This is a genomic window from Streptomyces similanensis (genome assembly GCF_039543625.1).
Classification (GTDB): domain Bacteria; phylum Actinomycetota; class Actinomycetes; order Streptomycetales; family Streptomycetaceae; genus Streptomyces; species Streptomyces similanensis.
In genome coordinates, this window is sequence record NZ_BAABKC010000042.1 from 1 (window position 1) to 13434 (window position 13434).

Consider the following 13434-nt stretch of genomic DNA (forward strand, 5'->3'; position numbering starts at 1 on the left):
GCCGCGGGGCCGGGGCCGGGGCCGGTGGCCGCGGTGGCGCGTCCCGCGCTGGGCCGGGGCGGCGGCGCGGGCGCGGGCGACCGACGCGGGGCGACGGGCCGCAACCGCGTCGTGTCCACGTCGCCCGCCACCGGCCGCCCGCCACCGGGACGCGGTGTTGCGGACGCGGACGAACGGTGCGGCGGGAGCGGCCGCAACCGCCGGGTCACCTCCGGGTCGGCCTCCACGGACCGCCCGGCGTCACCCCGGCCGGCCGCCCTCGACGGGCCGGCGGGCGGGGCCGTGGGGGCAGTGGGCGGAGCCGAGGGAGTGGCGGGCCGGCCCGACGGGACGGCGGGCGGGTCCGAGGGAGCGGCAGGCCGGACCGACGGGGCCGCAGGCCGGGTCGGAGGGGGTACGGGTCCGGTCGACGGGCCACTGGGCCGGATCGAGGGGGCACCCGGCGGAACCGAAGGAGCGGCAGGCTGGATCGGAGCGGCTACAGGGCCGGCCGACGGACCACTGGGCCGAATCAAGGGGGCACCCGGCGGAACCGAGGAAGCGGCAGGCCGGATCGGAGGGGCTACAGGTCCGGCCGACGGGCCACTAGGCCGAATCAAGGGGGCACCCGGCGGGACCGAGGAAGCGGGAGGCCCGACCGGAGGAGTGCCGGGGCTGGCCGGAGGAGTGCCGGGGCGGGCCGACGGGGCGGCGGAACGGGCCGAGGGACCGGCGGGTCCGGCCGAGGGGGCGGCGGAACGTTTCGCGGCGGGGGCGGGCGGCGCGGAGCGGGCCGGGCCCGTCGCCGCCGGGCCGGGCGCGGCCGGGACGCGGAGGCCGGGGCGGCCGGGCGGGGCCGGTGAGCGGTCCGAGGCGCCGTCAGGGGCCGCTCCGGCGGGGGCGCCGGTGCGTCCGGCGGTGGTTCCATTGCCCCCGACGGTGGTTCCGTTGCCCCCGGCGGTCGTCCCGGCGGTGGTTCCGTTACTCCCGGCGGTCGCTCCGGCAAGAGTTCCGTTTGTTCCAGCCGGCGGTGGGGTGTCCGGGAAGCGGGCGGAGGCCGGGGGTGGGGGCGGGGGGTCGGACGGGCGCGGCGGTACGGGTGCGTGGCGCGCTTCCGTGCTCATGCACCCCCCGTTTCCTCGTGCCCGCACCGCGTCCCGGCGCGCGGCGGCAGTCCTCGTCTCCCCGCCCGGCGCCGACTCGTCGTCACCGGGCACGCATACCCGTACGGACGAAGCGCCATCCCGGCTCAACTCCGCGGCCGCGACCGGCGTGTCGTTCCGCCGGACGTGCGCGTCACTCTACGGGCTGAATCCGGTTGGGCGGGAACCCGTACGGCGGGCCCGGGGCATCTGCCCGGAACGTCCCCCTACCCTGCGGTAATCCTGTCTGGCAGGCTTCGCACATGACTGCGCGTGCCGCCGACCGGACCCGGTACGACCGGGCCACCGCACATCTCGACGCCCCCGTCGCGATCGTCGACCTGGATGCCTTCGACGCCAACGCCGACGACCTCGTCCGCCGGGCCGGCGGCAAGCCGATCCGGGTGGCGAGCAAGTCCGTGCGCTGTCGCGCCCTGCTCGAACGGGCCCTGGCCAAGGACGGGTTCGCGGGCATCATGTCGTTCACGCTGGCGGAGTCGCTGTGGCTGGCCCGTTCCGGGTTCGAGGATGTGCTGCTGGCCTACCCCTCCGCCGACCGCGCCGGCTTCGCCGAACTGGCCGCCGACCCGAAACTGGCCGCCGCCGTCACGGTGATGGTGGACGACCCGGCCCAGCTCGACCTGATCGACGCCGCGCGCCAGGGCGGGCGCGAGGACGTCCGGGTGTGCCTGGAGCTGGACACCTCGCTGCGGCTGCTCGGCGGCCGGGTGCGCGTCGGCGCGCGCCGCTCCCCGCTGCACTCCCCCGCCCAGGTCGCCGAGTTGGCCCGTACGGTGACCCGGCGGCCGGGGTTCGAGCTGGTCGGGATCATGGCGTACGAGGGGCATATCGCGGGCGTCGGCGACGCGTTGGACGGGCGGCCGGTGCGCTCGCGGGCGATCCGGCTGATGCAGGCGGCCGCCCGGCGGGAGCTGGTGGAGCGGCGGGCGGCCGTGGTGCGGGCGGTCCGGGCGGTCGCGCCGGGCCTGGAGTTCGTCAACGGCGGCGGCACGGGCAGTGTGCAGCACACCGCCGTGGAGGACGCGGTCACCGAGATCGCCGCGGGTTCCGGGCTGTACGTGCCGCGTCTGTTCGACAACTACACGTCGTTCCGGGGCCGTCCGGCGGCGCTGTTCGCACAGCCCGTGGTGCGCCGGCCCGGCGTCGGCGCGGTCACGGTCCTCGGCGGCGGCTACCCGGCCTCCGGCGCGGCGGGCCCGGACCGGCTGCCGGTGCCGTATCTGCCGGAGGGGTTGCGCTACGACCCGCAGGAGGGGGCCGGCGAGGTGCAGACGCCGCTGCTCGGCTCGCCGGCCGACGATCTGCTGATCGGCGACCGGGTGTGGTTCCGGCACGCGAAGGCGGGCGAGCTGTGCGAGCGGTTCGACACCCTGCACCTGGTCGAGGGCGACCGGGTGACGGCGTCCGTGCCGACGTACCGGGGCGAGGGTCACACGTTCCTGTAGGCGCTCGCGTCGCACCGGGGCGAGCGGCACACGGGCCGGCGGGTCCCCGGTCACGGGCGCCGCGCCCCGCGCCCGCCGCGTGCCGAGCGGGCCGGCGCCCCGCGTCAGCCGTTCCCCGAGCGGGTCAGCGTCAGCAGTTCGCGGGCCGGGCCCGCCGGGCGGTGGCCGGCCGGCCAGACCGCGCGCAGGTCGCGGCGCAGGGCGACGTCCTCGACCGGGACGGTGACCAGGCGGCGCAGGGTCAGCTCGTCGCCCACGGCGAGTTCGCTGAGCACCGCGGGGCCGGCCCCGCTCACCGCGGCGGCCTTCACGGCGGTCGTGGAGGACAGTTCGATCAGCGGGCGGGCCAGGCCGCCCAGGGCGGCGTCCAGGACCTGGCGGGTGCCGGAGCCCTTCTCCCGCAGGATCAGCGGGGTGGCGGCCAGCTCCGCCGCCTCGATCGGGCGCCGGCGGCGGGCCCAGGGGTGGGCGGGGGCGGCGACCACGATCAGCCGGTCGTGGGCGATCACCACGGAGTCGAGGCCGGGCGGCACCGACACGCCCTCGACGAAGCCGAGGTCCGCCTCGCCCGCGAGCAGCCGCTCGGCGACCACCGCCGAGTTACCGGCCAGCAGCGACACCGCCGTGTCCGGCCGCCGTGCCCTGAGCGCGATCAGCCAGCCCGGCAGCAGGTACTCCGCGATGGTCATGCTGGCGGCGACCCGCAGCCGCGAGTCCCGGCGGTCGCGCAGCGCCTGCGCCCCCGCGTCGAAGGCCTCCGCCGCCTCCACCACCCGCCGGGCCCAGTCCGTCACCAGCGCGCCCGCGTCGGTGAGCCGTGAGCCGCGCGGTGAGCGGTCCACCAGGGCCAGGCCCAGCTGCCGTTCCATGGAGCGGACGCGGCTGCTGGCGGCCGGCTGGGTGATGCCCAGCTCGCGGGCCGCGCCGCCGAGGCTGCCCAGCCGTGCCACGGCCAGCAGCAGTTCCAGCGCGCCCAGGTCCGGCACGCGGTGCGCCAGCGTCGCCGGGACCCGCCGCTCCGTGTGCCGCGTGTCCTCCGTGCCGCCGCCCGCTGTCACCTCCGGCCTCCTCTCAGCCCGCCCGTACGCCCGCCCATAAATTCAGCTTATGCCCTGATAGAGACAAACCCCCTGGTGGGGGCCGTGCCTCCGCGACAGCCTGAACCCATGGTCACCGCAGCACATTCCCCTTCCCGGCCGGACCCTTCCCCGTCGGACCCTTCCCGGCCGGCCGCGTCCCGGCCGCGCTTCCCCGCCGTGCGCCATCTCGGCCCCAACTGGTACGGCTCCGTCATGGGCACCGCCGCCGTCGCCTCGGCGGGCGGCGCGCTGCCGGTGCGGGTGCCGGGGCTGCGTACCGGGTGCACGGCCGTGTGGGCGCTCGCGCTCGCCGTGCTGGCGGTGCTGCTGGTGGCGCGCGCGCTGCACTGGGTTCACCACCGCGACCGGGCCCGCGCCCACCTCCTGGACCCGGCGGCGGCCCCGTTCTACGGCTGTCTGGCCATGGCGCTGCTGGCGGTCGGCGGCGGCGCGCTGTCGGTGGGCCGGGACTGGATCGGCGCCGCACCCGCGCTGGCCCTGGACGCGGTGCTGTTCACGGCGGGCACGGCCGTGGGCCTGGTGGCGGCGGTGGCGGTGCCGTACCTGATGGCCGTGCACCATCGCATCGAGCCGCACCAGGCGACGCCGGTGTGGCTGCTGCCGGTGGTGGCGCCGATGGTGTCCGCGGCTCTCGGGCCGGCCCTCGTCGCGCATCTGCCGGCCGGGCAGGCGCGGCAGACGCTGCTGCTGGGGTGCGTGGCGATGTTCGGGCTGAGCCTGCTGGCGACGCTGGCCCTGCTGCCACTGGTGCTGGGCCGGCTGCTGATCGCCGGGCCGCTGCCCCTCGCGCTCACCCCGACGCTGTTCCTGGTGCTGGGCCCGCTGGGTCAGTCCACCACCGCCGCGGGGGCCTTCGCCGACGCCGCCCCCGGTGTCGTACCGGCGCCCTACGACACCGGCTTCACCGTGTTCGCCCTGCTCTACGGGGTGCCGGTGCTGGGCTTCGCGGTGCTCTGGTTCGCGTTCGCGGCGGCGCAGCTGGTGCGGGCCGGGCGGCGGGGCATGGGGTTCGCGATGACGTGGTGGTCCTTCACGTTCCCGGTCGGCACGTGTGTGACGGGGGCCTCCGCCCTCGCCCGGCACACCCACCTCGCCGTCTACGCGGGCCTGGCCGTCGTGCTGTACGCCGTCCTGGTCGCCGCCTGGGCCGCGGCGGCCGTGCGCACCGCGCGCGGGCTGGTCAGCGGAGCGTTGCTCGCAGCGCCTCGCCCAGCACCTGCGGAGCGTCGGCCAGCGAGGGTCCGTACCACGTCAGGTGCCGTCCGCTGACCAGCGCGCAGGGCAGGCCGGGGAACGCCTCGGGGCCGTCGTCGGCGGTGAAGCGGTAGGGCTCGTCGGGCAGGACGACGAGGTCGGGGGCGGTCTCGCGCAGCTCGGTCAGGGGGACGCGCGGGTAGCGCTCGGGGTGGCCGGCGTAGCGGTGGTCGACGCCGAGGCGGGCCAGGACGTCGCCGGCGAAGGTGTCGCGGCCGAGCACCATCCACGGCCGCCGCCAGATCGGCACCACGGCGCTGAGGCGGGGGCCGGGCGCGGGCGGCGCCGCCCAGGCGGCGGCCGCCTCGTCCAGCCAGCGCGGCCGGCTCCGGGCCCCGCACGCGGCCAGCACCCGGTCCAGTTCCGGGAATGCCCGGGGCACGTCGCGGATCTCGGTGACCAGGACCCCGATCCCGGCCGCGCGCAGGGCGTCGAGGTCGGCGGGGCGGTTCTCCTCCTCGTTGGCGACCACCAGATCGGGGGCGAGGGCGGCGATGCGGTCGGTCCGCGGGTTCTTGGTGCCGCCGATCCGGACGACGTCGAGGTCCGCGGGGCGGGCGCACCAGTCGGTGGCGCCGGCCAGGACGCCGGGCAGGGTGGCGGCGATCGCCTCGGTGAGCGAGGGCACCAGGGAGACGACCCGCATCAGCGCGTCCGGTCCTGCACCGCCTCGATGTGCTCGGCGACCGCGACGACGATCACCCGGGTGTCCGGGACGGTCGCCCGCCAGCGGTGGCGGACCCCGCCGGTGAGGTACATGGTGTCGCCGCGCGCCAGCCGGTGGGCGCGGCCCTCCGCCTCGATCTCCACCGCGCCGTCGGCGACGTACATCAGCTCGTCGTTGCGGTGCTGGAACTCGCGGCCGGCGTCGTGGTCGCCGGTGAACTCGGAGGCGTGCAGCTGGTGGTGGCCGCGCACCAGGGAGCGCACCCGGGGTTCGGGGTCCAGCTCGGTGGCCTCGCCGCGTACGACGTCGACGCTGCACGCCGGGTCGGCCGCCGCCAGCAGTTCGACGGCGGTGGTGCGCAGCGCGTCGGCGACCTTCTCCAGCGAGCCGCGGCTGGGGCGGGCCCGGTCGTTCTCGACCTGGCTCAGGAAGGGCACCGACAGGCCGCTGCGCTGGGCCACGACGGCGAGGGTGAGGTCCAGCGCGCGCCGTCGCCGCCGTACCGCGGCGCCCACGCGAAGGGGCTGCTCTTTGTTGTCGCCCATCGCTGCGGCTCCCTCCTTCGCTCGTCGGTCCGCCGTCCGGGGGCCCGGTCGCGGGCGCACGTCTCCTGATGGCTTCTCTGCACCCTACGCATGTTCGGCAAACCGTTTCACGCGGGCTTCGCATCGACGTAAGGATTCCGTAGTGCGGACCTCATGGTTCGCGCCAGTGGATCGGGGCGGCGCGAGGTGCGCCGGGGGCCGGGCGGCGGGGGCGGGGCGGGTGTGCGGGCCGGGCGTGCGGCGGCCCCGGGCGACCCCGCGTCACCCGATCGGCCCGCGGTCCCGGCGGCGCCCGCCGGGCGGCGGGGCGGCCGGGGTGTGAGGGTCGCTCTCCGTGGTTGGCCGATTCGCGTCCGCGCCCGGTGCGCGCCCGAGGGGCGGGCCTCCCGGTGCCGGGAGAGCCCGCCCCTCGGGCGGTGTGCGGCGTGCGTGGTCAGCCGGCGGTCATCCGCTGTTCCACGTCGGGGTGCTGGGTGAGCCAGGCGTCGACCGCCTGGTCCTCGTGGCCCTGGCCGCGCCGGTTGATCTCGCTCTCCAGGCTGCCGAGTTCGGCCTCGCTCATCCGGAAGTTCTTGATCCACCGGGTGAGCCGCGGGTACTGCTCGGGGAACTTCAGGCCGGAGATGGTGCGGATGGTGTTGCCGACGCCGAAGAGCTTCTTGTCGTCGGCCAGCTTGGTGAGGCCGTAGCGGCTGTAGGCCCAGTGCGGCGACCACAGGACGACGGCCACCGGCTGCTTCTTGGCGTAGGCGCGCTTGAGCTCGGCGAGCATCGCGGGCGTGGAGCCGTCGACGACCTTGTACTCCTCGTCCAGGCCGTAGCCGGGCAGGACCTTGTTCTTGAGCAGGTCCATCTCGCCGGTGCCCGGCTCGATGCCGATGATCTTCCCGCCGAACTCGGAGGACTTGCCCTTGAGGTCTTCGAGGGACTTCACGTCCTTGACGTAGGACGGTACGGCGATCTCCAGGGAGGTCGGCCGGTACCAGGTGCCGAGGTCCCTCAGCTTGTCCTTGTTCTTGTCCCAGTAGTTCTTCTGGGCGTAGGGCAGCCAGGCGTCGAAGTTGAGGTCGATGTCGCCGCCGGCGAGGCCGGTGTAGACGGGGCCGACGTCCATCTGCTTGAGGTTCAGCTTGTAGCCGCGGCTCTCCAGGACGTGCTTCCACAGGCGGGTGACGGCGACGTCCTCGTCCCAGGGGAACCAGGCGACGTTCAGCGTGCGCCCCGCCTCGGCCGGCTTGGCGCCGGAGCCGCCGGGCACCGGGGCGAGCTTGTCGACCAGGCCGGGGTTGGACTTGAGCCAGGTGCGCACGGCGTCCTGCTGGCGGCCCTTGCCCGCCTTGTTGATCTGGGCTTCCAGGCCGGTGAGCTGCTTCTCGCCGAGCTTGAAGTCCTTGAGCCACTTCCCGACGACCGGGTTGTCGGCGGCGAAGCCCTTGCGGGCCAGGGTGTGCACGCCGTCGCCGGTGCCCCAGGCGCCCTTGGGGTCCTTCAGCTTCTTCAGGCCGTAGTCGCTGTACGCCCAGTGCGGGGACCAGAGCGTGACGACGATGGGTTCCTTCTTGCTGTAGGCGCGCTTGAGCTCGGCGAGCATCGCGGGCGTGGAGCTGTCGACGACCTTGTACTCCTTGTCCAGGCCGTACTCCTTGAGGACCTTGCTCTTGAGCAGGGCCATCTCGCCGGCGCTGGACTCGATGCCGGTGATCTTCCCGCCGAACTCGGCCGCCTTGCCCTTGAGGTCGTCCAGGCTGTCGACGTCCTTCATGTACGACGGGACGGTCAGCTCCAGGGAGGTCTGGTCGTACCAGGAGCCGAGGTCGTCGAGCTGCTTGCCGTACTTCTTCCAGTACTGGGCGTGGGTGGTGGGCAGCCAGGAGTCGGTCTCGAAGTCGACGCTGCCCTGGGCGAGCGAGGTGTAGAGCGGTCCGGCGTCGAACTGCCGGGCCTCCACCTGGTAGCCGCGCTGTTCGAGGATCTCCTTCCACAGGAAGGTGGAGGCGACGCCCTCGTCCCAGGGGATGTAGCCCAGGGTGATCTTCTTGCCCTTGCCGACGTTCGTGCCGTCGGCGGCGGCGGTGGCGCCGGAGGCGCCGCCGAAGACGCCCATGCCGCCGGCGACGAGGGCGAGGACGACCACGCCGACCACGGCGAGCTGCGGCCGCGGCCGGTAGGACCAGATCTTCAGGCCGCCGGCGGCGCGGGCCCGGGCGGCGGCGCGCCGGCCGAGCGGCGAGACCTGGGTGCCGAGCGCGCCGGTCATCCGGTCGAGGTAGATCGCGAGGATCACGATGGCGACGCCGGCCTCGGAGCCGAGGCCCACGTTGAGCTGGCCGATGGCCTCGTTGACGTCGCCGCCGAGGCCGCCGGTGCCGACCATGCCGGCGATCGCGGCCATGGACAGGCCCAGCATGATCACCTGGTTGACGCCGGCCATCACCGTGGGCAGGGCCAGCGGCAGCTGGACGCGCAGCAGCGTGTCGCGGGGCGCGGTGCCGAACGCCTCGGCGGCCTCGACCAGCTCCTTGTCGACCTGGCGGATGCCCAGCTCGGTCATGCGCACGCCGGGCGCGAGGGCGAAGATCAGGGTGGCGACGATGCCGGCGGAGGCGCCGGTGCCGAAGAACAGGATGGCCGGGATGAGGTAGATCATCGCGGGCAGCGTCTGCATGAAGTCCAGGACCGGGCGCACCACGGCGCTGACCCGGTCCGAGCGCGCCGCCCAGATGCCGACCGGCACCGAGATCACCAGGGCGATCAGGGTGGCGACCAGGACCAGCGACAGGGTCACCATCGCGTCCGGCCACAGCTCCAGGGAGTCGATGAACGCGAAGCCCGCGAAGGTGAGGACGCCGGCCAGCGTGCCGCGCAGCCAGAAGGCGAGGACGGCGAAGATGCCGGCGAGCAGCAGCGGCTCGGGCGCCTGGAGGACGGCGTTGATGCCGTCGTAGGCGCCGGTGAAGACGGTCTTGAAGAAGTCGAAGAGCCAGGACATGTGGCCGAGCAGCCAGTCGACCGCGGAGTTGACCCAGTCGCCGAGCGGGATCCTAGGCACGGGCCACCGCCTTCTCGCCGCCCTTGGCCTGCGGGGTGTCGCAGGGCTCGGGGGCGTCGGCGCTCTCGTCGCCGAGGAAGCCGACCAGCTGCCGGCGCGGGACGACGCCGACCACGGTGCGGTGCTCGTCCAGCACGGCGACCGGGTGCGAGACGCGGGCGCTGATCGCGCACAGCTCGGTGAACGGGGTGTTGGGCGTGGCCGTCTCGCAGCCGCAGTCGGCCTCGTCGCCGCGCACCTGGCGGTCCATGACCGACTCGGCGGTCAGCACGCGGGAGCGGTCGACGTCCTGGATGAAGGAGGCGACGTAGTCGTCGGCGGGGCGCAGCAGGATGTCCTCGGCGGTGCCGGTCTGCACGATCCGGCCGTCGCGCATGACCGCGATGCGGTCGCCCAGGCGCATGGCCTCGTTGAGGTCGTGGGTGATGAACACGATGGTCTTCTTCAGGGTCTTCTGGAGCTGGAGCAGCTGGTCCTGCATGTCGCGGCGGATCAGCGGGTCCAGGGCGCTGAAGGACTCGTCCATCAGCAGCAGGTCGGCGTCGGTGGCGAGGGCGCGGGCGAGGCCGACGCGCTGCTGCATGCCGCCGGACAGCTCGTCGGGCCAGGAGTCCTCCCAGCCGGCCAGGCCGCACAGGGCGAGCGCCTCGTCGGCGCGGCGTTCGCGCTCGGCGCGGGGCACGCCCTGCACTTCCAGTCCGTAGGCGGCGTTCTCGCGGACGCTGCGGTGCGGGAAGAGCGCGAAGTGCTGGAAGACCATGCTGATCTTCCGGGAGCGGACCTCGCGCAGCTCGCGGTCGGTGAGCGCGGTGAGGTCCTGGCCGTCGAAGCACACCTGGCCCGCGGTGGGTTCCAGCAGGCCGTTCAGCATGCGCAGCAGGGTGGACTTGCCGGAGCCGGACAGGCCCATCACCACGAATATCTGGCCGGGGGCCACCGTGAAGGAGGCGTCGATCACGGCGGCGGTGGCGCCGTCGGCGCGCAGTTCCTTGCGGTCGGCGCCCTGCTGGAGCTGCTCGACCGCCTCGTCGGGTCGTCTGCCGAACACCTTGTACAGGTGTTGGGCCTCAAGCCTTGATGTCACGCGCACCTCACGTCGTAGGGGACAGGGACGGAGCCGGAGTTCCGGTAACAGTTGAATAACGCAACTACTTCTGGCTCGGGCGCGCGCCTGCCCAGGCCCCCCGGGGTCAAACACAGAAGTGTCCTGGCTCACACCGCTTCCGGTCGCTGTCAGCGGCGTACGGCATGATCGGGGCGTGACCGGACGACTGATGCTCCTCGACACCGCCTCGCTGTACTTCCGCGCCTACTTCGGCGTCCCGGAGTCGGTCCGCGCCCCGGACGGCACCCCGGTGAACGCCGTGCGCGGACTGCTCGACTTCATCGACCGCCTGGTCAAGGACCACCGGCCCGACCACCTGGTGGCCTGCATGGACGCGGACTGGCGGCCGCACTGGCGGGTGGAGCTGATCCCCTCCTACAAGGCGCACCGCGTCGCCGAGGAGCACCCGGGCGGCCCGGACGAGGAAGAGGTGCCCGACACCCTCTCCCCGCAGGTCCCGGTGATCGAGGCGGTCCTGGACGCGGTCGGCATCGCCCGCGTGGGCGTCGCGGGGTACGAGGCGGACGACGTGATCGGCACCTTCACCGCGCGGGCGGACGGCCCGGTGGACATCGTCACCGGCGACCGCGACCTGTACCAGCTGGTGGACGACGCGCGCGGGGTGCGCGTGCTCTACCCCGTCAAGGGAGTGGGCACCCTGCAGAGCACCGACGAGGCGGTGCTGCGCGAGAAGTATGGCGTCGACGGCAAGGGGTACGCGGATCTGGCGCTGCTGCGCGGCGACCCCAGCGACGGCCTGCCGGGCGTGCCCGGCGTCGGCGAGAAGACGGCGGCCAAGCTGCTCGCCGAGTTCGGCGACCTGGCCGGGATCCTGGCGGCCGTGGACGATCCGCGGGCGAAGCTGACGCCGTCGCAGCGGGGGCGGCTCGACGAGGCGCGGCCGTACCTGGCGGTCGCGCCGAAGGTGGTCAGGGTGGCCGCCGACGTGCCGCTGCCCGAGGTCGCGACGGCGCTGCCGCGCGCCCCGCGCGACGCGGAGGCGCTGCGGGAACTGGCGGCCCGCTGGGGTCTGGGCGGCTCCCTGCAAAGGCTGCTGACCACACTGGAGGCGTGAGGACCGCCGCCCGACACCGGGCCGAGAGGTGTTCAACCGCGGCGCTGTCGGCCACCGGAAGGTGCTAACTTAGGTAAGCCTAAGCAGGGAGACTGGGAGGCCGTCATGGCAGAACGTCCGGCGCGCAAGCCGCGGACGGCGCACACCGCGCAGGTCGTCCGTACCGAGCGGCTGACCCCGCACATGCAGCGCGTGGTGCTCGGGGGCGAGGGACTGGCCGAGTTCTCGGCCGACGCGTACACCGACCACTACGTGAAGCTGCTGTTCCCGGCCGAGGGGGTGACCTACCCCGAGCCCTTCGACCTGGAGCGGATCCGCGCGGAGTTCCCCCGCGAGCAGTGGCCGGTCACCCGCACCTACACCGTGCGCGCCTGGGACCCGCAGTCGCGCGAACTGACCCTGGACTTCGTGGTGCACGGCGACGAGGGCCTGGCCGGCCCCTGGGCGGCGCTGGCCGGACCGGGCGAGACGGTGCGCTTCATGGGCCCCGGCGGCGCCTACGCCCCCGACCCGAGCGCCGACTGGCACCTGCTCGCCGGCGACGAGAGCGCCCTGCCGGCCATCGCCCGCTCCCTGGAGGCGATGCCCGAGGGCGTCACCGCGCACGTCTTCGTGGAGGTCTCCGGCCCCGAGGAGGAGCAGAAGATCGACTCCGACGTGCCGGTGGTCTGGCTGCACCGCGGCGACCGCCCGGTCGGCGAGGCCCTGGTCGAGGCGGTACGGGCACTGCGGTGGCCCGAGGGCCGGCTCCAGGCGTTCGTGCACGGCGAGGCCGGGTTCGTGAAGGAGCTGCGCCGGCTGCTGCGGGTCGAGCGGGCCATCGCGCGCGAAAACCTGTCGATCTCCGGCTACTGGCGCCTGGGCCACAACGAGGACGGCTGGCAGGCCTCCAAGCGGGAGTGGAACGCCCGGATCGAGGCCGAGCAGGAGGGCGCGGCGCCGGCCGCGTGAGACCTGCGTGAGACCTGAGGGGAAGGGGCGGCGCCGAGACCGGCGCCGCCCCTTCCCGCTGTCCGCGCTGTCCGCGCCACCAGCGGTTTCCCCGCCCGCGCGGCGCCTCGTAGGCTGCACCGGATGAGACGCCGTACCCCTGTTCCGCCCGCTCCCCTGCCCCAGCGCCGCGGGGTGGACCCGGTGCGGGTGCGGCTGCCCGCCGAGGGACCGTGGGCCACCGTGCGCGAGCATCTGGTGGAACGGCTGTCGGGGGCCGCGCCCGGGGCGGTCGAGGAGATGTTCGCGGCGGGGCGGATCGTCGCGGCCGACGGCCGGGCGGTGCCGCCCGACGCGCCGTACCGGCCCGGGATGTTCGTCTGGTTCCACCGCGAGCTGCCCCTGGAGACGCCGGTGCCGTTCCCGCTGGTGGTGGTCCACCGCGACGAGCACATCGTCGTCGTGGACAAGCCGCACTTCCTGGCCACCACCCCGCGCGGCAGCCATGTGGCCGAGACCGCGCTGGCCCGGCTCCGCCGCGATCTGGACCTGCCCGCGCTCGGCGCGGCGCACCGCCTGGACCGGCTCACCGCCGGACTGGTGCTGTTCACGGTGCGGCCCGAGGAGCGCGGCGCGTACCAGACGCTCTTCCGCGACCGGCGGGTCCACAAGGAGTACGAGGCCGTCGCGCCGTACGACCCGGGCCTCGCGCTGCCCCGCACGGTGCGCAGCCGGATCGTGAAGGAGCGCGGGGTGCTCACCGCCCAGGAGGTGGCGGGCGAGCCGAACGCGGTCACGGACGTGGAGCGGGCCGAGCACCGGCCGGGAGGCCCGGCCCGCTACCGGCTCACCCCGCGCACGGGGCAGACGCATCAGCTGCGGGTGCACATGAACGCGCTCGGCGTGCCGATCCTCGGCGACCCGCTCTACCCGGTGGTGACCGCCGGGGGACCGGCCGGCGACTTCCGCCGCCCGCTGCAACTGCTGGCACGGGTGCTGGAGTTCACCGACCCGATCACGGGCGCGGAGCACCGCTTCCGCAGCGGCCGTGAGCTGCGGGCCTGGTCCGACCCGACGGCGTGGTCGGCCGGGCGGTGACCGCGGTCCGCCGCCCGGCCGGCC

General features: G+C 74.7%; 10 protein-coding genes. 5 read left to right on the top strand and 5 right to left on the bottom strand.

Features of this window, described 5'->3' with window-relative positions; genetic code table 11:
* The first annotated feature begins 1384 nt into the window (after positions 1–1384).
* A complete protein-coding gene (locus ABEB07_RS13590) occupies positions 1385–2587 on the top strand; it encodes an amino acid deaminase/aldolase (RefSeq protein ID WP_345668557.1) in 1203 nt (400 codons plus the stop codon).
* Positions 2588–2691: 104 nt separating this feature from the next.
* Here the strand turns inward: ABEB07_RS13590 and ABEB07_RS13595 are convergent, their stop codons facing one another.
* The gene (locus ABEB07_RS13595; RefSeq protein ID WP_176148312.1) at positions 2692–3645 is read right to left on the bottom strand and encodes a LysR family transcriptional regulator; all 954 of its coding nucleotides are present in this window, start codon (positions 3643–3645) and stop codon (positions 2692–2694) included.
* 108 nt (positions 3646–3753) lie between these two features.
* On the opposite strand from ABEB07_RS13595, the gene ABEB07_RS13600 reads away from it, so the two are divergent.
* Positions 3754–4956 (top strand): TDT family transporter, encoded by a 1203-nt coding sequence (locus tag ABEB07_RS13600; RefSeq protein ID WP_345668558.1) that lies wholly within the window; start codon positions 3754–3756, stop codon positions 4954–4956.
* Here ABEB07_RS13600 and ABEB07_RS13605 read toward each other — a convergent pair.
* The 4 genes from ABEB07_RS13605 to ABEB07_RS13620 form a co-directional block, all read right to left on the bottom strand.
* Positions 4868–5587 carry a helical backbone metal receptor gene (locus ABEB07_RS13605; protein WP_345668559.1) on the bottom strand — a complete coding sequence of 240 codons (720 nt, stop codon included), beginning with the start codon at positions 5585–5587 and terminating at the stop codon, positions 4868–4870. The genes ABEB07_RS13600 and ABEB07_RS13605 overlap by 89 nt on opposite strands.
* Positions 5587–6153 (bottom strand): helix-turn-helix domain-containing protein, encoded by a 567-nt coding sequence (locus tag ABEB07_RS13610; protein ID WP_164583566.1) that lies wholly within the window; start codon positions 6151–6153, stop codon positions 5587–5589. The genes ABEB07_RS13605 and ABEB07_RS13610 overlap by 1 nt, the downstream gene beginning before the upstream one ends.
* A gap of 433 nt (positions 6154–6586) precedes the next feature.
* Positions 6587–9202, bottom strand: a complete 2616-nt coding sequence (locus ABEB07_RS13615) for an ABC transporter permease/substrate binding protein (protein ID WP_345668560.1) — start codon at positions 9200–9202, stop codon at positions 6587–6589.
* Positions 9195–10286: a quaternary amine ABC transporter ATP-binding protein gene (locus tag ABEB07_RS13620; protein ID WP_345668561.1), complete on the bottom strand. Its 1092-nt coding sequence runs from the start codon at positions 10284–10286 to the stop codon at positions 9195–9197. Before ABEB07_RS13620 ends, ABEB07_RS13615 begins: the two co-directional genes overlap by 8 nt.
* Positions 10287–10461: 175 nt before the next feature.
* Between ABEB07_RS13620 and ABEB07_RS13625 the strand changes: the two genes are divergently transcribed.
* The 3 genes from ABEB07_RS13625 to ABEB07_RS13635 all read left to right on the top strand — a co-directional run bounded on the left by ABEB07_RS13625 (position 10462) and on the right by ABEB07_RS13635 (position 13410).
* Positions 10462–11382, top strand: coding sequence for a 5'-3' exonuclease (locus tag ABEB07_RS13625; protein WP_425589002.1), 921 nt, complete (start codon positions 10462–10464; stop codon positions 11380–11382).
* A 105-nt stretch (positions 11383–11487) separates the two neighbouring features.
* Complete coding sequence (locus ABEB07_RS13630; protein WP_176148317.1) at positions 11488–12333, top strand: siderophore-interacting protein; 846 nt, start codon at positions 11488–11490, stop codon at positions 12331–12333.
* Positions 12334–12456: 123 nt separating this feature from the next.
* The gene (locus tag ABEB07_RS13635; RefSeq protein WP_345668562.1) at positions 12457–13410 is read left to right on the top strand and encodes an RluA family pseudouridine synthase; all 954 of its coding nucleotides are present in this window, start codon (positions 12457–12459) and stop codon (positions 13408–13410) included.
* Positions 13411–13434: the final 24 nt, after the last annotated feature.

Bases quoted from the DNA above. Each gene is read 5' to 3' on its own strand.
- ABEB07_RS13635 (WP_345668562.1), top strand. From the start codon at position 12,457: ATGAGACGCCGTACCCCTGTTCCGCCCGCTCCCCTGCCCCAGCGCCGC.
- ABEB07_RS13590 (WP_345668557.1), top strand. From the start codon at position 1,385: ATGACTGCGCGTGCCGCCGACCGGACCCGGTACGACCGGGCCACCGCA.
- ABEB07_RS13600 (WP_345668558.1), top strand. From the start codon at position 3,754: ATGGTCACCGCAGCACATTCCCCTTCCCGGCCGGACCCTTCCCCGTCG.
- ABEB07_RS13610 (WP_164583566.1), bottom strand. From the start codon at position 6,153: ATGGGCGACAACAAAGAGCAGCCCCTTCGCGTGGGCGCCGCGGTACGG.
- ABEB07_RS13630 (WP_176148317.1), top strand. From the start codon at position 11,488: ATGGCAGAACGTCCGGCGCGCAAGCCGCGGACGGCGCACACCGCGCAG.
- ABEB07_RS13605 (WP_345668559.1), bottom strand. From the start codon at position 5,587: ATGCGGGTCGTCTCCCTGGTGCCCTCGCTCACCGAGGCGATCGCCGCC.